Source organism: Parasphingorhabdus sp. (genome assembly GCF_039939955.1).
GTDB lineage: Bacteria > Pseudomonadota > Alphaproteobacteria > Sphingomonadales > Sphingomonadaceae > Parasphingorhabdus.
The window spans coordinates 33,941-55,286 of the sequence record NZ_JBDVHS010000005.1; the positions used below are offsets into that span (position 1 = coordinate 33,941).

The 21,346-nt window shown below is 53.5% G+C and carries 23 protein-coding genes; 12 read left to right on the forward strand and 11 right to left on the reverse strand.

The genetic code is table 11. The features are described from left to right. Nucleotides 1-2: 2 nt before the first annotated feature. Nucleotides 3-1,088: an esterase-like activity of phytase family protein gene (locus ABJG22_RS05405; protein ID WP_348019232.1), complete on the reverse strand. Its 1,086-nt coding sequence runs from the start codon at nucleotides 1,086-1,088 to the stop codon at nucleotides 3-5. A gap of 87 nt (nucleotides 1,089-1,175) precedes the next feature. Here ABJG22_RS05405 and ABJG22_RS05410 point away from each other — a divergent pair, with 87 nt between their 5' ends. Genes ABJG22_RS05410 through ABJG22_RS05425 form a run of 4 tightly spaced genes read left to right on the forward strand, consistent with a single transcriptional unit; the run spans nucleotide 1,176 to nucleotide 4,755 of the window. Further along, on the forward strand, nucleotides 1,176-1,886 hold the full coding sequence (locus ABJG22_RS05410; protein ID WP_348020303.1) for a CoA transferase subunit A: 711 nt from the start codon (nucleotides 1,176-1,178) through the stop codon (nucleotides 1,884-1,886). Continuing rightward, a complete protein-coding gene (locus ABJG22_RS05415; RefSeq protein ID WP_348019233.1) occupies nucleotides 1,886-2,830 on the forward strand; it encodes a hypothetical protein in 945 nt (314 codons plus the stop codon). Before ABJG22_RS05410 ends, ABJG22_RS05415 begins: the two co-directional genes overlap by 1 nt. Before the next feature lie 2 nt (nucleotides 2,831-2,832). Beyond that, entirely contained in the window at nucleotides 2,833-3,474 is a 642-nt protein-coding gene (locus ABJG22_RS05420; protein ID WP_348019234.1) for a 3-oxoacid CoA-transferase subunit B, read from the forward strand. A 21-nt stretch (nucleotides 3,475-3,495) separates the two neighbouring features. Next, on the forward strand, nucleotides 3,496-4,755 hold the full coding sequence (locus tag ABJG22_RS05425; protein WP_348019235.1) for a serine hydrolase domain-containing protein: 1,260 nt from the start codon (nucleotides 3,496-3,498) through the stop codon (nucleotides 4,753-4,755). Between the two features lie 33 nt (nucleotides 4,756-4,788). Here ABJG22_RS05425 and ABJG22_RS05430 read toward each other — a convergent pair whose 3' ends face one another. Then, nucleotides 4,789-5,595 carry a TIM barrel protein gene (locus ABJG22_RS05430; protein WP_348019236.1) on the reverse strand — a complete coding sequence of 269 codons (807 nt, stop codon included), beginning with the start codon at nucleotides 5,593-5,595 and terminating at the stop codon, nucleotides 4,789-4,791. Nucleotides 5,596-5,742: 147 nt separating this feature from the next. Here ABJG22_RS05430 and ABJG22_RS05435 point away from each other — a divergent pair, with 147 nt between their 5' ends. Both ABJG22_RS05435 and ABJG22_RS05440 read left to right on the forward strand, forming a co-directional pair. Next, nucleotides 5,743-7,329, forward strand: coding sequence for a fatty acid--CoA ligase (locus tag ABJG22_RS05435; protein WP_348019237.1), 1,587 nt, complete (start codon nucleotides 5,743-5,745; stop codon nucleotides 7,327-7,329). A gap of 22 nt (nucleotides 7,330-7,351) precedes the next feature. Beyond that, entirely contained in the window at nucleotides 7,352-8,095 is a 744-nt protein-coding gene (locus tag ABJG22_RS05440) for an enoyl-CoA hydratase/isomerase family protein (protein WP_348019238.1), read from the forward strand. Between the two features lie 125 nt (nucleotides 8,096-8,220). Here ABJG22_RS05440 and ABJG22_RS05445 read toward each other — a convergent pair whose 3' ends face one another. Genes ABJG22_RS05445 through ABJG22_RS05460 form a run of 4 tightly spaced genes read right to left on the reverse strand, consistent with a single transcriptional unit; the run spans nucleotide 8,221 to nucleotide 10,971 of the window. Then, nucleotides 8,221-8,979: an SDR family oxidoreductase gene (locus tag ABJG22_RS05445; protein ID WP_348019239.1), complete on the reverse strand. Its 759-nt coding sequence runs from the start codon at nucleotides 8,977-8,979 to the stop codon at nucleotides 8,221-8,223. 31 nt (nucleotides 8,980-9,010) lie between these two features. Continuing rightward, the gene (locus tag ABJG22_RS05450) at nucleotides 9,011-9,796 is read right to left on the reverse strand and encodes a ThuA domain-containing protein (protein ID WP_348019240.1); all 786 of its coding nucleotides are present in this window, start codon (nucleotides 9,794-9,796) and stop codon (nucleotides 9,011-9,013) included. Further along, nucleotides 9,797-10,345, reverse strand: coding sequence for a VOC family protein (locus ABJG22_RS05455; RefSeq protein WP_348019241.1), 549 nt, complete (start codon nucleotides 10,343-10,345; stop codon nucleotides 9,797-9,799). After that, on the reverse strand, nucleotides 10,342-10,971 hold the full coding sequence (locus tag ABJG22_RS05460) for a glutathione S-transferase family protein (RefSeq protein ID WP_348019242.1): 630 nt from the start codon (nucleotides 10,969-10,971) through the stop codon (nucleotides 10,342-10,344). Before ABJG22_RS05460 ends, ABJG22_RS05455 begins: the two co-directional genes overlap by 4 nt. A 179-nt stretch (nucleotides 10,972-11,150) precedes the next feature. Here ABJG22_RS05460 and ABJG22_RS05465 point away from each other — a divergent pair, with 179 nt between their 5' ends. Next, nucleotides 11,151-12,731, forward strand: coding sequence for an aromatic ring-hydroxylating dioxygenase subunit alpha (locus tag ABJG22_RS05465; RefSeq protein WP_348019243.1), 1,581 nt, complete (start codon nucleotides 11,151-11,153; stop codon nucleotides 12,729-12,731). A gap of 2 nt (nucleotides 12,732-12,733) precedes the next feature. Next, complete coding sequence (locus tag ABJG22_RS05470; protein ID WP_348019244.1) at nucleotides 12,734-13,156, forward strand: PaaI family thioesterase; 423 nt, start codon at nucleotides 12,734-12,736, stop codon at nucleotides 13,154-13,156. 3 nt (nucleotides 13,157-13,159) lie between these two features. On the opposite strand, the gene ABJG22_RS05475 is transcribed toward ABJG22_RS05470, so the two are convergent. The 4 genes from ABJG22_RS05475 to ABJG22_RS05490 form a co-directional block, all read right to left on the reverse strand. Beyond that, nucleotides 13,160-13,972, reverse strand: coding sequence for a helix-turn-helix transcriptional regulator (locus ABJG22_RS05475; protein ID WP_348019245.1), 813 nt, complete (start codon nucleotides 13,970-13,972; stop codon nucleotides 13,160-13,162). Between the two features lie 118 nt (nucleotides 13,973-14,090). After that, on the reverse strand, nucleotides 14,091-14,324 hold the full coding sequence (locus ABJG22_RS05480) for a biotin/lipoyl-containing protein (protein WP_348019246.1): 234 nt from the start codon (nucleotides 14,322-14,324) through the stop codon (nucleotides 14,091-14,093). 7 nt (nucleotides 14,325-14,331) lie between these two features. Beyond that, nucleotides 14,332-15,324 carry an alpha-ketoacid dehydrogenase subunit beta gene (locus ABJG22_RS05485; RefSeq protein WP_348019247.1) on the reverse strand — a complete coding sequence of 331 codons (993 nt, stop codon included), beginning with the start codon at nucleotides 15,322-15,324 and terminating at the stop codon, nucleotides 14,332-14,334. Further along, a complete protein-coding gene (locus tag ABJG22_RS05490; protein ID WP_348019248.1) occupies nucleotides 15,321-16,304 on the reverse strand; it encodes a thiamine pyrophosphate-dependent dehydrogenase E1 component subunit alpha in 984 nt (327 codons plus the stop codon). Before ABJG22_RS05490 ends, ABJG22_RS05485 begins: the two co-directional genes overlap by 4 nt. Nucleotides 16,305-16,600: 296 nt before the next feature. Here ABJG22_RS05490 and ABJG22_RS05495 point away from each other — a divergent pair, with 296 nt between their 5' ends. The 3 genes from ABJG22_RS05495 to ABJG22_RS05505 all read left to right on the forward strand — a co-directional run bounded on the left by ABJG22_RS05495 (nucleotide 16,601) and on the right by ABJG22_RS05505 (nucleotide 20,050). Further along, a complete protein-coding gene (locus ABJG22_RS05495; protein WP_348019249.1) occupies nucleotides 16,601-17,602 on the forward strand; it encodes an NADP-dependent oxidoreductase in 1,002 nt (333 codons plus the stop codon). An 85-nt stretch (nucleotides 17,603-17,687) separates the two neighbouring features. Next, nucleotides 17,688-18,899: an acyl-CoA dehydrogenase family protein gene (locus ABJG22_RS05500; protein ID WP_348019250.1), complete on the forward strand. Its 1,212-nt coding sequence runs from the start codon at nucleotides 17,688-17,690 to the stop codon at nucleotides 18,897-18,899. Nucleotides 18,900-18,910: 11 nt separating this feature from the next. Beyond that, the gene (locus ABJG22_RS05505; protein ID WP_348019251.1) at nucleotides 18,911-20,050 is read left to right on the forward strand and encodes an acyl-CoA dehydrogenase; all 1,140 of its coding nucleotides are present in this window, start codon (nucleotides 18,911-18,913) and stop codon (nucleotides 20,048-20,050) included. 16 nt (nucleotides 20,051-20,066) lie between these two features. On the opposite strand, the gene ABJG22_RS05510 is transcribed toward ABJG22_RS05505, so the two are convergent. Continuing rightward, nucleotides 20,067-20,447 (reverse strand): nuclear transport factor 2 family protein, encoded by a 381-nt coding sequence (locus tag ABJG22_RS05510; RefSeq protein ID WP_348019252.1) that lies wholly within the window; start codon nucleotides 20,445-20,447, stop codon nucleotides 20,067-20,069. An 84-nt stretch (nucleotides 20,448-20,531) separates the two neighbouring features. Here ABJG22_RS05510 and ABJG22_RS05515 point away from each other — a divergent pair, with 84 nt between their 5' ends. Further along, nucleotides 20,532-21,302, forward strand: a complete 771-nt coding sequence (locus ABJG22_RS05515) for an SDR family oxidoreductase (RefSeq protein ID WP_348019253.1) — start codon at nucleotides 20,532-20,534, stop codon at nucleotides 21,300-21,302. The last annotated feature ends 44 nt before the right edge of the window (nucleotides 21,303-21,346 follow it).

Sequence of the window (21,346 nt, forward strand, 5' to 3'; positions counted from 1 at the left end):
GATCAATCCGTTTCGAATGATGAAAAGCCGGGGCTCGCTCCGGCTTTTTCGTTTTTGTGCTGGGGATCAGGTTGCTCTTGAGCGGTTTTACCCTTCAGTAGCCGGAATTTGAACAACAGGGTTTCCTGTAGCTGGTTGAAATTGTCATCCGAAGCTATCCAGACAATTGTTGAATCTCCTTCTTTGGTCACGGCCAAGGCTTCCATATTATCGACTTTCAGTGGAGACTTCAGCGTCGCGATCGCTATGGATGTTGCCACTTCTTCAGCTTGAAAATCCTCTAGCTGTGCGATGGACAAGATCGCGGAAATTCCTTCGAATGGCGTGAAACGCCGATGCAGCATCAAGGCTGAGTTTTCGTCGAGCATTGCCGCATCGGTCAACATATAGCCTTCCGGAGGTTGATATCCAAAAGGCGTTGCTTTGCTGCGTGCCTCGGAAGGGTCGCCATCGAATATCAGAGCCTGATAGCCACCTTTTGAATATTCTGCCGACTCCGAAAAGACCAGGAAGCGGCCACCCGACAAAGGAAGCATGGCTTCCGCGCCGCCATTGTTTGGCCAGTCTTGCATCGTTTTTGGGAAATGGGCGCTTTCTTTGCGGGCGAAGGATGGGCTGTAGCGCCAGATACTATGTTGATGTTCATATCCGACCCAATATTGGCCTGTCTTCGGGTCTTGGAGCAACGATTCCGCATCCCAGTTTTGTCGCGCAAGCTCATTGGGTTTTGCCGGTCCGTCGGGTAGCGGCGCGATGAAAGGGCGTACCGCCCGATTGCTGCTCTCATCCAATGTGAATCCGACAAGCGTACCATTGTCACTAAGCATCAAAAAACGGTCGCTCGGCAGTGCCAGCATGGATGATATTCCGCCGAAATCGTCATTGTCGCTGGTGATCTTCCAACCGCCAAGAAAAGAGAGGCGGCCTTCTTGGGTGCGATCAGGGTTTCGGGCGTCGAAAACTATCGGTGTCAGTGCGAGATACTGGCTGTCATTTGGTGGCGGCACCGGACCCCGCACATAGGTGACCGGCACGAGAAAGAAAAATAGTGACAAACAGGCAAATACACGGCGCATAAATATGCGCATAACCGATTCAACGCTTCAGATATATTCTATTCTGGACGCTCATGCGCCACTTGCGCTAGACGCGAGAAAATCAGTCAAGAAAGAGCGATTATGAAAAAAATCTATTCGGATGCGGCCGCAGCTCTCGACGGCCTTTTATTCGATGACATGCACCTCTGTGTCGGTGGTTTTGGCCTATGCGGGATACCGGAACGGCTGATTGATGCGATACAGCAGGATGGGGTCACCGGGCTTACTATCGCTTCAAACAATGCCGGCATTGACAATGAGGGACTGGGCAAGTTGCTCCGTTCGCGACAGGTCAAAAAGATGATCGCTTCCTATGTCGGCGAGAATAAGGAATTTGAACGGCAATTTCTCTCCGGGGAGCTGGAAGTTGAATTTTGTCCGCAGGGAACTCTGGCAGAGCGGTGCCGCGCCGGTGGAGCCGGTATCCCGGGATTTTACACCAAGACTGGCGTGGGCACACAGGTGGCCGAGGGCAAAGAGGTGAAGGAATTCGACGGCGAATCCTATATTCTTGAGCGCGGCATTTTTGCAGACCTTTGCCTGATCAAGGGCTGGAAAGCGGACAAAGCAGGTAATTTGATGTTCCGCAAGACCGCGCGCAATTTCAACGCACCCATGGCAACTGCGGGCAAGATTTGTGTCGCGGAGGTTGAAGAGATTGTCGAAGTAGGTGAACTGGACCCGGATTGCATCCACGTGCCTGGTATTTATGTCAAACGCCTGATTAGTGGCGCACCCTATGATAAGAAAATTGAATTCCGTATGACCCGGGAGCGCGAAGACGCCTAATGGCTCGACGTTGCCTCTCTCTGATAGCGTTGGCCAGTTTGCCGCTGCTTTCTGGCTGCGTGGCTGCATTGTTGCCGCTTGCCGCGCTTGGTACGATTGGAAAGACCCAGATCGATCGCGAAAAGGCCAAGCGGGAAATGGTCGCCGCCGGTGCCATCGATCTGGCGATGCCGGTCGGTTCTGTCACGATAGGGCCGGATGGCGCTGCGCTTGATGCAATGTCTGAGGCAGAAAAAGCCTTCTCCGGCCAAGGGGGCGCCGTTGATGTTGCTGAAGTCGCCCTAGATAAGGATGCGACTGCCTATATTGCGAATCTTCTGCGGCCTGTGGGTTCGGCGGATTCACCCTTTGCCGGTTTCGCGACCCATGCTTTGCAACAGTCTGCCAGATTGGAGGCCGGAGAGGGCGTTGAATCGGTTGTCTTGATTCCGCGGGTCGACATTTTTAAGCCCGAAACCGTCAGTTGCGCTGGCAAGCCATTGGCTGTTGCTATTGATTTGGATGAGAAAGCTGGCGGCGATTGGGTTCAAGCGGAAACGCTGTATCGGCAAAACGGCTTGAGTGAAGCCCTACTGAGTTTACGCGCTGCCAAAATCAGCGTGATATGGTTGTCTGATCAACCCGCCGTCGCATCCGAACGCATTGCGGCCATTCTCGCTGATGCTGGTTTTTCGCATGATGGATCGGATGATTTTCTTTTCCTTGACCGCGGCGGGGAAGATCGCAAACAGGTCCGGCGTTGGGATGCGGCACGCAACTATTGCATCATCGCAATGGCGGGCGACGACCGCGCTGATTTTGATGAGCTCTATGACTATTTACGGGATCCCGATGGAGCGATCACGCTAGAGAGTATGTTTGGTAACGGCTGGTTTCTGACGCCTACTCCTCTCGTGGAGGCGACGGATGACAAGACCGCAAAGTTAGAAGATAAAGAAGGATAATTATGCCCTGGACTCGCGATGAAATGGCCGCTCGGGCGGCACAGGAACTGCACGATGGCTATTATGTGAATCTGGGCATCGGCATTCCGACATTGGTAGCCAACCATATCCCGAAAGGGGTCGAGGTCACGCTGCAAAGCGAGAATGGAATGCTGGGTATCGGCCCGTTCCCTTATGAGGACGAAATTGACGCTGATCTGATCAATGCCGGAAAGCAGACGATCAGCGAATTGCCTTCATCAAGCTATTTCAGTTCTTCTGACAGTTTTGCAATGATCCGCGGTGGGCATATTGACTTGACCGTTTTGGGTGCCATGGAAATTGCGCAAAATGGCGATATTGCCAACTGGATGATCCCCGGAAAGATGATCAAGGGCATGGGCGGGGCTATGGACCTCGTTGCAGGCGTGAAGAAAATCATCGTCGTGATGGATCATTGCGCGAAGGACGGCAGCCCCAAATTCATCCCTGAATGCACCTTGCCGCTGACCGGTACCAATGTCGTCGATATGATCATCACGGACCTTTGCGTTTTTCAGCGGGTCGATCATGACAGCCCGTTCCGTTTGATCGAACTGGCACCGGGTGCCAGCGCTGAGGATGTCGCTGCGAAAACCACGGCGTCGTACGAAACCGCGCTATAAAGATTGAACGTGAAAAACTATTTGGCATTGTTATTTGGCTTTGCCGCGATGTTGCTCGTTGGCTGGTACGGATATCGAGCCCTTGTCGAGCAGCAGGTCGGTTTTCCATTATCAACGATCATCCAATCCGATCCCGAAGAGGAATCACCTGCCGAATCCGATAAGTGGCAGGGCAAAATCGACTATGCCGGTCTCAATCGGGACTTAGCGGTTCTAGCCGGCCAGCCTCAGATGGCGGGTCTAGCGGTGGCGATTATTGAGGATGGCGACATCCGTTTTGTTGGGGCCTACGGCGTAACGGATAAACGGAGTGGAGAACCGGTAACGCCGCAGACTGTGTTCCGGTGGGCTTCGGTATCGAAAGGCGTCGCCGGCGTGCTCGCAGCAAAATTGTCTGAGGAAGGCCGGCTCGATCTTAATGCCCCGCTTAGTGCCTGGCGATCATCGCTCCGGCTACCAGGAGGGGCGGAGTCAGAGATAAGTCCGGTACAGATCCTGTCGCATCAGACCGGGCTCACGAAAAACGCCTATGACATTAAATTGGAGCAGGGCGAAGACCCAGGCCTGCTCCGTCGGCAGCTTGGCGCGGCGCCTTTGCAATGTGTTCCTGGCACCTGCCATAGCTATCAAAATATCGCTTTCGATGCGATTAGCGAGATATTGGGGCATGCTGCGGGAACGCTCTATTCCGACGCCGTACAAAAGCAATTGTTCGAACCGCTTGGCATGGAGAGTGCGCAATTCGGCATGACTGGCCTTACGGGCGCTGAAAGCTGGGCGCGGCCCCATCGCGGCGATGAAGTCCGTGCTTTGCAGGAATCCTACTGGCGGATTCCCGCCGCCGCGGGCGTCAGCAGTAATATAGTTGATCTGGCGCGCTGGACCCGTGCGCAAATGGGTGAGAACGCGGATATTCTATCAAGCGAGGTGCTGGACTTGGCCCATGCTCCCTTGGTTGGAACGAGAGGCGTGTACAGCGGAGATCTTGCCCGACTTCTTCGTGATCCGTCCTACGGATTGGGTTGGCGGAGCTTTACCTATACGGGCCGACAATTGGTCGGGCATAGCGGTGCGGTTGATGGCTTTCGCTCGACGATGATCTTCGACCCGGCTGCTCGGGTCGGTGTGGTTGTAATGTGGAACAGTGGCTGGGGGCGGCCCTTTCATGTGCCGTTTGCGGTGCTTGATAGCTATTATGGGCAGTCGGTGAAGAATTGGCTTGCGCTGCCCGATCCTCCCCCAGCGGAAAAGCTTCCGACGTCATCCGCTTTGTCAAACTGACGCTCAAGGATTGCGCACGAACGCGCCAGTTTATCATTTCCCGTCGGTAAGCAGATTGCGGCTTGCGACAACGGCGCGCTGAGCCCATTCTTGTCTATCGGATTTCTCCACTAGAGCTGCATTTGGTACTTCAACGTCGATATCGACATGGGGGGCGAGCAGGGCAACAAGTTCTTTCAGAGGAAATACGCCTTCGCCGGGAAGCATTCGGCTCATGGCTTCATCCAGATAATCGTTCGACAGTTGAAAATTCGGGCCGTCGCATAGTTGAGCATAGCCGATGATTGCCGGATCTACGGTCTTTAGCTGTTCCAGCGTGCCTCCGGTTCGGAATAGATGAAGTGTATCCACCGCGATCGTGAGATTGGGTTGATTCAGCTGGTGGTGAAGCGTGACTGCATCGGCCAAGCTGCTGCAGCCGCCAGAAAAACCGGTAAATTCCAGTCCGACTTCCAGGCCGTGCTCGAGCGCCATCGCACATAGTTTGGAAAGCTGATCCATGGCGCGTTGCCGGTTGGTTTCATGAATATGGGTTACCAGACGTTTTGCGCCTAATGCCGCGGCAAGGTGGATGGCCGGCAGATATACGGACACATCTTGCTGGGGCATGACCGGAAAATATTCGGCGTTGATGACGCCTATGTCATGATCTTGAAGCACGCGTTTGAAGGCCGGAGCTGATGCGGGATCGACCACCGGGAACATATTCTGACCATTTGCATCACGCGGTGTCGCGGTGAACAGGCAGATTCCATTGAGCCCGGCATCAGCAGCGAATCGTACTAGACCTTCCGGGCCGCCATCCAACATGGTGATCTGGTGCAATGCCAGTTTGCGCATGAACCAACCCTAGAACAGCTATAGGCTTGGATGCCACCGGATTTCGGGACTTGCGGCTAGTCAATCTGCTAGGCTGTTTCATATCGCAGCCTCTCTATGTATCTCATTGAAAAGCCGATCACAGAATCGCGCAAAGAGGATGATGTTATGACTGAAGACGAGATAATTTCCATCGGCGATGCGGTGCGTTTCCATGCGCAGGAACAACCCGAAGCAGTGGTGTTCACCTTTGAAGATGATGAGATGACCTATGCCGCATTGCATGCTGGGAGCAACCGGGCAGCGCAGGCGCTAGCATCCAAAGGTGTCGGCAAGGGTGACCGGATCGCCTATTTGGGCAAGAACAGTCATCTCTATTTTGAAATATTGGCCGGCGCTGCAAAGCTGGGCGCGGTGATGGTGCCGGTAAACTGGCGATTGGCGCCCCCGGAAGTCGCTTATATTCTGAACGATTGTCAGGCCAAAATTCTATTCGTTGGCCCCGGCTTTGATGACCTGATGCCCAAGATCATGGACAGCCTTGATCATGTGACGCAGATTTTCGGTAGTGAAAAAACCGAAGGTGACTTCCCGGCTTATCCATCCTGGCGCGATGAATTTGATGCGGTTGATCCGCTAGTTCCGTGCGCGGAAGAAGATGATGCGCTGCAGCTCTATACATCTGGCACAACGGGCCATCCGAAGGGTGCGATCATGACCAGCGGTTCGATATTTTCGTCGCGTAGCGCAGGAGTCACGGATGATGATCTGATGGACTGGCAAAAGCCGATACCCGGCGAGATTACACTGCTGGCAATGCCATGTTTTCATATTAGCGGCACCGGCACCGGATTGGGCGTCATGTTCTCCGGTGGCAGTGCGATAGTCTTACCGGAATATGATCCGACCGAAGCGCTGGATTTGATAGAGCGGTATAATATCTCGAAAATCTTCATGGTCCCTGCAGCGATCCAGATATTGCTCAACCATCCGCGGGCCAATCAGGTCGATTTCTCCAATCTAAAATATATCACTTATGGTGCTTCACCGATTCCACTGGAATTGATGAAGCAGGCGATGGATGTGCTTGGATGCGGATTTGTCCAGATGTACGGCATGACCGAAACCAGCGGAACGATAACGACGCTCAATCCCGAAGACCATGATGTGAACGGGAATGAAAAGATGCGTTCGGTCGGCACGCCTTTGCCGGGTGTTGAAATAAAAATTATTGATCCGGAAAGCGGTGAAACGCTGCCGCCACGAACCATTGGTGAAATCGCGACCCGTTCAGCCAAGAATATGAAGGGCTATTGGAATCGCGCAGAAGCCACGGCCGAAACGATTGATGGCGATAGTTGGCTGCATACCGGGGATGCGGGCTATCTTGATGAGGATGGCTATCTGTATATTCAGGATCGATTGAAAGACATGATCATTTCGGGCGGTGAAAATGTTTATCCCGCTGAAGTGGAAAATGCGATTTACGCCAATCCCAAGGTTGCAGATGTGGCGGTTATTGGTGTGCCAGATGAAAAATGGGGTGAAGCGGTCAAGGCCTGTGTGGTGGTCAAAGCTGGACAGCAGCTGACCGAAGCGGACCTTATCGCCGATGCGCGCGAGCGGATTGCTGGCTTCAAGTGTCCGAAATCTGTGGACTTTATCGAAGCCCTACCGCGCAATCCCTCGGGTAAGATCTTGCGCAAAGATTTGCGCGCGCCTTATTGGGAAGGCAAGGATCGCGCCGTCAACTAACCTACAGGCAAAAGGAAATCATATGACGGCTCTGGTGCTTCGCGAAGATCGAGATGGTTGGACGATCTTGACGCTCAACCGTCCGGATAAGCTTAATGCCCTGACGGTGGCGATGTTCCGGGAACTCCGCGATCACGTTACCGATCTGCGCAAGGATGATAATATCGGTTGTGTGGTCCTGCGCGGGGCTGGGAAGTGTTTTTCTGCAGGTCATGATCTCGGTGACATTGCCGATGGCGAAGCCGTGCCGTCGCCCGGCTGGCATTCCGAAACGCTGCGCATGTTGGAAAAGCTCCCCAAGCCGGTGATCGCGGCGGTGCACGGCCATTGCTATACCGGTGCGTTGGAGGTGGCTCTGGCGGCCGATTTCATTCTAGCGGCTGACTCTGCGCGTTTTGGTGACACCCATGCCAAATGGGCACTGACCCCGGTTTGGGGGATGAGCCAGCGCTTGCCTCGTCGCGTTGGTATTGCCACAGCCAAGCGGCTGATGTTCACCGCTGATATGATCAATGCCGAAGAGGCTGTGCGCATCGGTCTAGCGGAAAATTCCTTACCGCTCGAGCAATTTGATACCGAGATCGCGGCGCTTGCTGGCAAGATTGTCGCCAATTCTGGTTTTTCCCATGCCGCGAACAAGCGGCTCTTGGAGGCAACCGATAGCGGACCGATCGATGCCGGGCTGCAATGGGAAGTGATGGAAAGTGAAGGCCACGGCCCTGATATGCACGATCGGATTGCGGCTTTCACGGGCAAGGGAAAATAATGTCTCGGTGAACGACGTTAGCCCTCGCCTAACGGCTTACCAAAAAGAAAAAGCCCAGCATTGCGACTGGGCTTTTTCTATTTCTTTGATGCTGCACTCTCCCAAGAGGGGAGAAGCTTTTCAATTTAGAATTGAACGCGTTTGGTAAAGCCGCCGTCGATGACCAGATGGGCACCGGTGGTATAGCTTGATGCGGGGCTCGCGAGGAAGACCACGCTGCGCGCGACATCGTCGGCACCGCCAAAGTCACCCAATGCAAAGCCCGCTTTGGTCATTTCATAAAATTCCGGCATGCCGGCTTCGATCTGTGACCAGTTGCCGCCCGGGAATTTGATCGGTCCTGGAGACACCATGTTGACGCGAATACCTTTCGGACCAAGCGACTGGCTGAGCTGGCTACCGAAGGTGATCAGTGCGGCTTTCATCGCATTAAATGCCTGCGGTGCAACAAAGGTCTCAAATGCTGCGGTAGAGGACATGAAGATCACGCTGCCATCGTCGGATTTTTCGAGATGGGGCTCGAGCACTTCCATCGCTTTTACCGCGCCGATAATGTCGGTCTGGAAGGTGATTTCCCAGTCGCCGGTCGCGCCTGCGCCGGAAGAGCTGACATTGTGAATGAAAATATCGCACCCGCCGAGTTCGCCTGCGGCTTTCTCAAGCCATTTCGGATAGCCTTCCGCGTCGGTCATGTCGAAAGCTTCGGCAAAAACCTTGCCGCCATGGGCTTCCAGTTCGCTTTTCGCAGCAGCGACTTGCTCGGCATTGCGTGAGAAAAAGGCGACATCGGCGCCTTCACGAGCGAAATGCTCCAACGCAGCCCGCCCGAGTCCGCGGCTTCCGCCGGTTAGAATGACTTTCTTGCCCTTGAGTCCTAAATCCATTTTTCTCTCCTTTGTGTTTCGTGAAATTCGGTTAAAATTTGGCGATGGCTGTTTCGCAGCTCCATCCGATCCCGCGTCGCAGCAGATCGTAGATGATCGGCTGTTGCCAACCGGAGCGGTCCATTTCGGGCCACCAGTCGAGTACGGGTTCCATGTCATAATGGCCCCGGCAGTGCCCCATGGTCAGATAGAGCACGGCCCCTTCACCCATGCGGCGAATGTAGAAAACCGGATGCCGGCTCTTTTTGATATCGCTGTGGACAAAGCCGCTGATGTCATCGGTGCCATTATATTCGGTGTCGAGCAGGACATCGAGTTCAGCGCGGGTTTCGACTAGATATTGCTCGTCGGTTGTTTCAAAGCTGGGAATGCCCTTGACCAGCGGGTGATCCGGCTGGGCATTGTCGACCGTGAAAGGAATGATCGGCGGGTGTGATAGGAAGCGGGTGCCAAGCGTGTCTGCAAAAACCGGCATCTCATCCGGTGCATCGACCAAACCATCTTCCAGAAACTTCAGGACCGCATTGGTGCCGTGCAAAGCAAAATAGCGTCCGCCGCCGCTGACGAAATCCTGTATCGTTTTTTGGGCTTCTGCGCTGGGCTGTACATCGCAGGTGTAGCTGACGAGAAAATCCGCGTTTTTGATGGCTTCAAGATTTTCATAATCTTCGAACACCCGCACCCGGATACGATCATCCTCGGCGAGCAGTTTCATCACTTCAAGCCGGGCATAATCAATATCATGATATTTGCCAGCGGCGACCAGCACGCATCTGATCGGTTTCTGGTCCGGGCGTCGTTCGGGCGCTTCGCTCATCTATTCTTTTCCAATCACGGGGTTTGTTTTACCATCCCAATCGAGATGCATTTGACGCATGGCCGCGAAACCTTCGAGGCCAGCTTGCGGGATTTGTAGATATTCGATGATCGTGCCGGGGCCGCCGCCGTAATCGGCGTAAAAGGCGCCACCAACACCGCCGGGCAGGCTGACTTCCTGAATCACTTCGCCGCCCGCTTTTTCGGTCAGGCTGCGCGCATGATCCAGATCATCGACGACCAAGCAAAGATGCTGCACGCCCTGTAATCCTTTTTCGCGCCAGTCCTTGAACATCGATGGTGCATCATTATTCGGGCGGATCAGTTCAATCTGGATATCGCCCCAATAGCCGATGGCCATCGAGAATTGGATGTCGGATGGCGCGCCGCGATATTTGACGTTTTCCACTTCGACTTTTTCGGTGTGGAAAAACGGACCGGCGCCCATTTTCGTCGTCCAATAGTCGAGCGCTGCATCATAATCGTCCGGCACATAGCTGATCTGCATGATCGTGCCGAGCTTGGCGAGAGAGGCTGGTTTTTTGCTCATTCGCTATCCTGCCAGACTTTGGAGGATGGTCGCCCGCCGATCCGGTCGACAAATTTTGCCAGATTGTCCGTGCCTTCGGGCAGTGACCAGCCGACGGTGTAACCGAACTGGATGAAGCAATAGGCGATCAGGTCCGCCATGGTGAACTTGTCCTGGCAGATATAGTCTTTGCCTTCGAGCTGACCGTCGAGCCACTTCCATTTATTGTCCGCCATGCGTGACAGATCAGCCGCGCCTTCTGCGCCGACGACATCCATGCGCGGTTCGAACATTGGACGGCCCGCACCACCGCGGAAACCGAGAGTCATCGGCACCGCTATTTCCAGATCAATCCGCCGTGTCCACATCCGGACTTCCGCGCGCTCTTGTGGGGTGGACCCGATAAGCACGGGGTCGGGATGGGTTTCTTCCAGATATTCCGCGATCGCCATGATTTCGCTGAGCATGAAGCCATCGTCCAGTTGAAGCACGGGCGTGGTTCCCAGGATATTTTTATTGGAAAATTCAGGCTGTCGATTTTCAGCCGTCAGGATATCGATATGCACACGTTCGACATCGAGGCCCTTTTCCAAAATGAACATGCGGATGAAACGGGGATTGGGGCCAAGGCTGGAATAAAGCTTCACGTGAAATTTCTCCTTTAGGACGGACTCGCTTCCATCTCTATATGCTGCAAAGATACACAGGTAATCGCTGAGGGTTATCCTCTCAAAAACAACAGGCAAGGCTGCCAGATTCACTAGTGGCGGAGCCGCTTCATTACGCTATTTTGATTTTAATAAGTGCGTTTAGTTTTCAGGAGAAGATGATGGTCGAGACGTTAACCGGACATAATCGGTCGAACGGGATTTCTTATACCGAATTGCTGGAAGGCGACAAAGTCGCACCGCCGGCTGTTTTTCTTGAAGAATCACCTATGGAACCGGGCGTTACCACCGTTGAGGTCAGCCGCTATTGGTCCAAGGAAGAGCATGATCGCGAAGTCGAAAGACTCTGGAAGCGTGTTTGGCAGATGACTTGCCACAAGGACGATATCAAAGACGTCGGCGACACCTTTGTTTACGACATTGCTGAGCTTTCTTTCCTTATCGTCCGGGTTTCCGAAGACGAGATTAAGGCATTCCCCAACAGTTGTATGCACCGGGGACGTGCTATTTGCGACAATCATAAAAAAGGTCAAAAGGCACTGCGTTGCCCCTTTCATGGCTGGTCTTGGGAACTGGACGGGAAATTAAAGGAAGTGCCCTGTCAGTGGGACTTCCCCTCCGTGACGGAAGAGACCCACAGCTTGCAGGAAGTGAGTGTCGGCGAATGGGGCGGTTTTGTCTTCATCAATCCCGACCCCGATTGTGAGCCGCTGGAAGATTTTCTCGGTGATATCGACCGCCATTTCCAAATCCCTTTCGAACGACGTTTCAAAGCAGCGCATATGATCAAGAGGCTGCCGTGTAATTGGAAGATCGCGCAGGAAGCCTTCATGGAATCCTATCACGTGGTTGGCACTCACCCGGAATTGATGCCGGCCTTTGCCGATGCGAACAGCAAATATGATGTTTGGCACAATATGTCTCGGGCGATGTCTGCCCACGGTCAACCCAGTCCGCATACCGACCTGGTAAATCCGGATCCGACGGCCTTTCCTGATGCAAAGGCGTTCCAGAGTTTCATCCATCCGATTAGCAAGCACAAGTTCGAACGATTGGAAGAGAATCGTGTCAAAGTTTCCTTGCCCAACGGCAAAAGCGGTGTGTTTGATATGGAATCCAATTATATCGAGGGCGATTTAAAGTCGGCTGATCCGCATATGTGCAACTGGATTGGCGGCAAGATTGCGCCCGAGGAAGAAGACACGCCGATGGTCTATACCGATGTGTCCGCCCATGCGTTGCGCGACGAAGCGGCGCAGGCGCGGCGAGAGGAAATGCGTCCGGCGTGGGGCGATATGGTAGATGATATCAGTGATGCTGACCTCGTGGACGCCATTTTCTACAGCGTTTTCCCGAATTTCAGCCCATGGGCAGATTTTAACCCCATCTTCTACCGATTCCGGCCCGACGGCGATAATCCGGAGCAGTCTCTGCATGAGGTCATGTTCATGGTGCCACTGCCCGAAGGAGCTGAGCGTCCTGAGCCAGCGAAGTGCACATTCCTAGATCTGCATGATGATTATACTGAGGCGACGGAGTTTGGCAGCTATTTGAACAAGATTTTCAATCAGGATTATCTCAACCACAAAGCCATGCAAAAAGGCGTGAGAAGCCAGCCGAACGGCGTTTCCCTATTCGCGGAATATCAGGAATCGAAGCTGCGCCATTTTCACGAGACGCTGAATCTGTGGCTCGACTCTGATGAAGCACCGAAAAGTCCAAAGAAGGCGGCCGTCTGACATTGGATAATATCGCGAGCGACAATGTCCCGACCGGATTTGAACGGGCGAAATTTTCCAGTCCGTTCCTCGATATGGCCGGGCCTTATTATGAGCGTCAGGGTGAAGACTGTATCATTGTCGCTACCCGTATCAACAAGGGGCACATCAACCATATCAAGGTCGCCCACGGTGGTGTGCTGGGCACATTGGCCGATGTGACGCTTAGCTATCAGGTGCACCGTGCGGAGAATCCGGCGCTTCCGGTAGCGACGATGAATCTCAACACCAATTATCTGGCGGCTGCGAAGCTGGATGACTGGGTAGAGGCCTGTGCTCAAATAGATAGGATCAGCAAACGCACCGCTTATTGCAGCGGCCGGATCGTTTGCGGAGATAATGTGCTCATGACGATGAGCGCGGTGTTCGCAATATTACGAAAATAGGCTTCAATCCGTCGCGCCCAAATATCCCAACTGCCCTGCTTTGAATATCGTCTGCCCACGGTTGACGCTGTTGAGCTTTTGCCCGGCCCGATTGACGTGATAGCGGATCGTTGCATGGCTGAGCGACAGGATCATGCTGATCTCTTTGTCGGTTTTACCGATGGCGGCCCAGTGCAGACATTCGGCTTCCCGCTTGGACAGGATACAATTGGCAGGCATCCGGTGTTTCTCTCGCATCGCAAGGACATAGCCGGTTACGAACCGCCCGGTAACAATGGCGAAAAAGTCGGAATAGAGCCGGTAGGGCTCCTTGAGATTGGTTATTTCCGGGTCAAGCGGCGTGAAACTGACCGCTGCAATTTGACCGAATGGAAGATGTACGGGGATCAGGATCGCTGACTTGGCCGTTGCGCCCTGATCATAAAAATCTTTCAGATCAATTTTGTCGAGATATTCATTGGACCAATGTCCGTGGAATCCTTCGGCATTGCACCAGACTGGCTCGCTCTCATAGCGACAGGCTCTGGGTAAAGGAGAGCTAAGCGCCAGACGGGTGTCTTCCCACCAGCGTTCACCTTCGGCTACCCAACCGAAAACGTCTTTGTTGAGCAAGTTGCCGTCGGCATCGACGAGATGCGCCTTGGACGAAATGTCCGCCGACACCGCGACTCTAAATCCATAAGAATGTGCGATTTCATGGAGTGCTTCGGCGGCCGGGCGAATTTCAGCCGGATTGGTGATGGTGACGCTATCTAGATTTTCGCGAAATCGTTGCCGACCAATTTCGGGGATTTCGGCGATAAAATTCTCGGCCATCCAGCTTCACTCCTTGCGACATTTATTTTTATCTGCAGTGTGTCGCGTTGTTTGGTTTTGTAGTCAACCAAACATTCCTATCGATAATGATAGGAATTAGGGGAGGCTGATAGTCTTTCTATTCAATCGTTCCGATCAATTCGCCAACCGGATATTCTTCACCATCTGCCTGAATGATAATTTTCAGTTTTCCACTGGCCGGTGACTCGACTTCCTGCGTGGATTTTTCATTTTCCAGTGCGTAGATTTCCTGGCCAGCGGTCACTTCTGCGCCGTCTTCGACCATCCATTCAGCCAGAATGCCGGACTCCATGCTGAAGCCCAATTTTGGTATGCGTATTTCTGTAGCCATTGTAATTTTACCCTAAGATTTTGTGCACTTCGCGTTCGATGTCGTCTTGGCTGAACATCCAAGCTTGCTCGATCGCGGGAGAGAAAGGAACAGGCGCATAGCCGGATCCGACACGGCCGACAGGCGCTTTCAGGTCTGAGAAGAGTTCTTCGTGAATCCGGGAAGAAATTTCTGCGCCAACTCCGAAGTTTTTCACTGCTTCATGAACGACAACCGCCGCTTTGGTTTTTGCAACGCTCTTCAGGACGGTTTCCTCGTCAAATGGTGCGATCGTGCGAAGATCGACAATTTCGCAGGATATTCCGTCACCTGCCAGCTTCTCTGCTGCGGCGTGGCATCTGCTGATACTGCTGCCATAGCCGATCAGCGTGATGTCTGTGCCTTCCCGCGGGACGGATGCTTTGCCGAGCGGCACTGTGTGATCGGGTGCCGGAGCCGGGCCTTTGACAAAATAGCCCGGGGTATTCTCGATGAAGATCACCGGATTGGGGTCCATGATCGAGGAATAGAGCAGGCCATAAGCGTCAGCCGGATTAGAGGCTGCCACAACTTTCAAACCAGGAACATGCGCAAGCCAGGCTTCGAGCATATCACTATGCTGTCCGCCGAGGCCGGTACCGGCACCAGTGGTGGTCCGGATGGTCAACGGCACAGTGGTCTGTCCGCCCGACATGAACCGCAGCTTGGCGGCATGGTTGACGATCTGGTCCATCGCCACGGTGATGAAATTCATCAGCATGATTTCAGCAACCGGCTTGTAGCCGACCATCGCGGAGCCCACTGCAGCGCCGACAATGGCCTGTTCGGAAATCGGAGTAGAACGGACGCGGTCGGTGCCGAATTTCTCGGACAGGCCGAGGGTGACCTTAAATACACCGCCGCCTTGTTCGTCGGCAATATCTTCGCCCATCATGATGACCTTGGGGTCATCCTCCATCGCTTTGGCCATGGCCATGTTACAGGCCTGAGCGAACATGATTTCTGCTGGTTTATCGCTCATGCCGCAATCTCCACGTCTAGAACATCGATGCGATATTCCTCGCCGGGAGGATAAGGGGCATCGAGCGCAAATTGGGATGCTTCTTCTATGATTTCGGCATTTTTGGCCTCAATCGCGGCAATATCGGCTTCGCTGATCTGCAAATCGAGCAGTTGTTGGCGCAGAATCGGCATCGGATCATCCTTTTTCGCCTGCTCCATTTCCTCTTTCGGAATATAATGGCTGGTGTCACCGAGAAGGTGGCCGTGGAACCGGAAGGTCATCGCCTCGATCAACGTTGGACCATGACCCGCCCGCGCATATTCGACAGCCTCTTTTGCCGCCGCATACATCGCGCTGGCATCATTGCCGTTTACCTGCACCGATCGCATGCCCAGACCGTCGCCGCGCTGCTTGATCGAATCCGAGCTGGTCGCAAAGGCCATCGGCGTATGTTCGGAATAGAGATTATTCTGGCATAGGAAAATCACCGGCAGTTTCCAGACCTGAGCCATGTTGAGGCCTTCATGGAACGCACCGATATTGGTCGCGCCGTCACCGAAACAGCAAACCGTAACCTTGCCGTCCTTTTCCAGCTGACTGGCAAGGCCCAGGCCATTGGCAATCGGAATGCCCGAACCGACAATGCCCGTTGTAACCATTACCCCGGTTTCAGGGTGGGTTATATGCATAGGCCCGCCCTTACCCTTGCAGGTGCCCGCCATCTTTCCGGCAAATTCTGCCCAAAGATCCTTGGAAGGAATGCCCTTGGCGAGTTGATCGTGCAGGCCGCGATAAATCGTGACCAGATAATCCTCTTTGTTCACCGCCGCCATCATTGCGGAGGACACGACTTCTTGGCCGCGCACGGGATAATAAACGATCTGCAACTGACCCGCTCCGATCATCTGGCGGAATTTGATATCCGATTGCATGATCAGGTCGGCGCGGGTGAAAATATCGACGAGGACGTCTTTGTCCGCCATGTCACTATTGGCCAAGGCTTTGCTCCTTTATAATGCGGCCCTCTAAGGGGGACGCTTTCGTTGAAAACTTCATAGCGTGAGCCCGCTGACTCGCCACTATTGTTATAGGGAGTGAGCCACGAATAGGTGGTTCAGGAGTCCAACAATCCCGCGTCCGGCACTATGGCCGAAAACTACCAATCATGCCCGTAATATCTTTCCACCAACGACGCGCAGCGGTGGTTTTATTCGGTCAGCTATCAAAGCTGGCAGTTCGGTTGATCGAAAGAATCCGTCTAACAAGCTTCCAAGTCTTCCAATGGAGAGAAATAATGACCGACAACAGGCAATGGCTGATCAACGGACGCCCAAGAGGACGCGGGTTGGTCGATGACGATTTCAAACAAATAGTCACCGAAGTGCCAGAATGTGCCGAAGGTCATGTGCTGGTCAAAAATGAAATTCTGGGCTTTGATCCGGCGCAAAAGGGCTGGATGGAGAATATTGGCGGCTATGTTGCACCGACCGAAATTGGCGAAGTAATGCGTGGTTCGGGTGTCGGAACGGTCGTCGAGTCGCGTCATCCCAATTTTGCTGAAGGTGATAAGGTCTTGGGCATGCTGCGCTGGCAGGATTATGCTCATGTTCCTGGTAGTGAATTGAACAAGATACCCGATGATGACTTACTTGCCGCCAATCTGGGCGCGCTGGGCACCACCGGTATGACCGCCTATTTTGGTCTGTTAAAGCATGGCCGACCCCAGCCGGGCGATACGGTTGTCGTATCCGGCGCAGCTGGTGCGACCGGCTCGATGGTCGGTCAGATTGCCAAAATTGCGGGTTGCCGGACCATTGGTATCGCCGGTGGTGAAGAGAAGTGCAACTGGCTGACCGAAGAGGTCGGCTATGATGTGGCCATTGATTATAAGAATGATGATGTTCGTGCGAAGCTGAAAGAACATTGTGCCCAGTCGATCAACGTCTTTTACGACAATGTCGGCGGTAAGATTCTGAACGATGCACTAGCCCATATTGCCATGCACGCCCGTGTTGCGATTTGTGGTGGCATTTCGCGTTATGAAAAAGGCGATATGCCCGCTGGGCCGGAAAATTACTTCAATCTGATTTTCAAACGGGCAAGCATGTCGGGCTTTATCGTGAGCGACTATGCGAGTGAATTTCCAGAAGCACAGAAGCGCATGCGGCAATGGATCAAGGACGGGAAGATCACCTTTAAGGAGGATATCCAGGAGGGGTTTGACAATATTCCAATGACATTGAGGCGCTTGTTTGCAGGCCAGAATTTCGGAAAGCAAATGCTCCGCTTGGATTGATCTGCGGATGATTTCGCTAACTAAATGCGCAGTGCCCGCATCATGCAGGCTGACATATGACATGGTTGTCACGAGAGGTTAGATCATGAGCGATCTGGAAAATTTCCGCACTGAAATGCGGGCATGGCTGGAAGAAAACTGCCCCAACGAAATGCGGGATGGGGATATCACCGCAGAAAACCAGTGCTGGGGTGGGCGCCAATGGGAATTTCAGTCCGAGGCGCAGAAACTATGGTTCGAGCGAGCGCTGTCCAAGGGCTATACCGTACCTACTTGGCCAAAAGAATATGGTGGTGCCGGTCTTTCCGCTGACGAAGCCAAAATCCTCGACGAAGAGCGGAAGGCTATCAACGCAAGGAAGCCGCTTAGCAATTTCGGAATATCGATGCTCGGCCCCGCGTTGCTTGCTTTTGGTACTCACGAGCAGAAAGAACAGCATTTGACCGCCATTGCCCGCGGTGAAATCAGATGGTGTCAGGGCTATTCAGAGCCTGGCGCCGGATCAGATCTCGCATCTCTCAAGATGAAATGTGAAGATGAAGGTGATCATTGGCTGATCAACGGTCAGAAAATTTGGACATCCAATGCTGATATTTCAGACTGGATATTCTGTCTGGTGCGCACGGATTTCGACGCCCCGAAACATAAAGGTATTACTTTCATTCTGATGGATATGGCGAGCGAGGGTATCAGCGTGAAGCCGATCGTACTCATTTCCGGACATTCGCCATTTTGCGAAACATTTTTCGAAAATGTCAAAATACCCAAAAGCTATGGCGAAAATAATGCGTCGGTTGTCGGCGAGGTCAATCGCGGTTGGGATGTGGCGAAAAATCTGCTGGTTCATGAGCGCGGTATGCTCGGCACGATGTCACCATTGCGTGGAACTAGCGGGCCGGAAAGTCTTGGGAAATTTGCCGTAGAAGAAATCGGCTTGGATGAATCCGGACGTCTTGACGATCCGGCTTTGCGGCAAAATATTGCGCAGGCCGAACTTGACAATTGGGCCTATAATCTGACGGTCGAACGGCTCACGGATGAAGCCAATGCAGGCAATGGTCTGGGCGCCAAATCCTCAATGCTCAAATATGTCGCATCAGAGCTTACCAAGCGCGGTACGGAGTTGCGCATGGATATCGAAGGCACGACTGCGGCAACCATCGGGGAAGATGGTATCGAATATGGCAGCCTGGCCAATAACTGGCTCTACAATCGGGCCTATTCGATTCTTGGCGGAACAACCGAAGTTCAATTTAACATCATTTCCAAGCGCGTCTTGGGACTACCGAGCCAATAGGGCGAACGAATATGCCTCTGATACTCAACGAAGAACAAGAAATGCTGCAGGATGCCGCAAATGGTTTCCTAGCGGAAAAAGCACCCGTGGCCGCCTTTCGAAAGGTTCGTGATAGCAAGGTCGCAGATGGTTTCTGCCGCGAGCTTTGGTCGGAAATGGCGCAAATGGGTTGGGCCGGAATCATCGTCGATGAGGCGCATGGGGGTAGCGGTTTCGGCTATGTGGGTGCTGGCGTTCTAGCCGAGCAAATGGGCCGCAACCTGACCGCATCACCCTTTTTCTCTACGTCCGTTCTCGGTGCGACGGCGATTCAGCAATATGGAACCGATAAGCAGAAAGAGGAAAATCTTGGAGCGATCAGCAGTGGTGAAAGCTTGTTCGCTTTGGCCGTCGATGAAGGGCCGCGCCACAACCCGAACCGGATAGCATTTGCAGCAACGCCTGCGGGCAATGGCTATTCGCTTTCCGGCACAAAGACTTTCGTCGCCGATGGCCATGTAGCTGACAAGCTGATTGTAGCTGCTCGTACATCAGGAGAGCAAGGCGATACGCATGGCATCACTTTGTTCTTGGTAGATGCTGACGCACCGGAAATCACGTGCGAACATACGCCAATGGTAGATAGCCGTAATGCTGCCAATATTTCGATAGAGGGTCTCGAAGTCACCGGAGACGACATATTGGGAGAACTGGACGGTGGTTTTGGCGCGCTGGAAGGCATTTTGTCCGCCGGCCGGGCCGTGCTAAGCGCCGAAATGTCCGGCTCCGCCCAACAGGTCTTCGGCGTGACCACGGACTATCTCAAGGAACGAGAGCAGTTTGGCCAGAAAATTGGTTCCTTCCAAGGATTGCAGCATCGTGCCGCCCATTTGGCAACCGAGATCGAGATGATGAAATCGGCGGTGCTAAAATCGCTAAAAGATCTCGATCAGGACTTTGACAATGCCGGGCTGACCTGCTCGTTGGCGAAGGCTAAGACCGGTCAAGTCGCGCAGCTCGCGACCAAGGAGGCAATCCAAATGCACGGGGGCATCGGCGTTACCGATGAATATGATGTCGGCCTCTATTTTAAGCGGGTTCACGTTGCGCAGCAGATGTTCGGCGACGCCGGTTTCCACAGTGATCGCTGGGCAAAAAATTCCGGCTATTGATCGACGGCGTAAAGGCTTAGGCGTCTTTTACCGTCACGTTGGCAGGACCAAAATGCGCTGTCATTTTGCTCACTTTACCATCCGGGTTAAATTCGAAAATGTCGATCACTTCCACGACCAGAACCGCTCCGCCTTCTTGGTTGATCGCGGCGCGAAACGGAAAGGCTGCCGCTTTTGCCGAGATGCGTACCGGGCCGGTCAGTTCCACCTTCGCGCCGCCGGAAAAGGCGTTGGTATAAAATTGCAGAATCTCATCGCCGGACTTCGGCTCGGTGCCTGCCGGGTCTTCGACCGCAGCGTCGTCGGCATAAATTGTCATGACCGCCTGCATGTCACCGTTGTTGATTGCTGCCAAATATTGGTCGACAATTTGTTGCATATGTTCTGGCGTGAGCATCAGGCATCCTTTCGTGTTACGTTATGTTGAAACTAGAGTGCCGAGGCAGAATAGGCCTCTGCTGAATTTGATAGGGAGATGAATATGCCGGAGCAATTGGAAGGCAAAGTCGCGATTGTGACCGGCGGTGCATCGGGAATCGGTGCGGCGACGGTTGAGCGCTTTGTACAAGAAGGTGCCAAAGTTCTGTCGACCGATGTGCAGGAAGCGTTGGGCCAGTCCGTCGCGGATGAAGCAGGGGCCGTTTTTATGACGCAGGATGTGTCCGACGCGCAATCGTGGGGCGGCGTGATGGAACGGGTCAGAAACAAGTTTGGCCGGCTTGATATATTGGTCAACAATGCTGGAATCGTTATCGGCAAGAATATCGAGGATGTGGATCTCGAAAGCTGGCATCATTTGCTTGGGATTAATCTGACCGGTGTGATGCTGGGGTGTCAGAAGGCGATTGCGATGATGAAAGAAAATCCCGGCGGCTCAAGCGGTTCTATCATCAATATAGCTTCGACGAGCGCTTTCACTGCGCTTCCGGGGGATATCACCTATACGGCATCTAAGAGTGCGGTCCGTATGCTATCCAAATCGGTGGCCGTTCATTGTGCGCAGAATGGATTGAATATTCGGTGCAATAATCTGATTCCCGGCGCAACCCACACGGCGATCATCGATACAGCAGCGAAAAGCGTTCCGGGCATGATCGAAATGGCGGCCTCGATGTCGCCAATGAACCGAATCGGCCAGGGTAGCGATCTTGCCGCGGCAGCCGTGTATCTTGCTGGCGATGATAGCGGTTTCGTCACCGGCAGTGATCTGCTCGTCGATGGCGGTATGCTGGCGGTACATCCGGGTTATTGAGGCCGTTTTATCCTAGCCGTTTTGGCAGTTATTGGCTGTCTGCT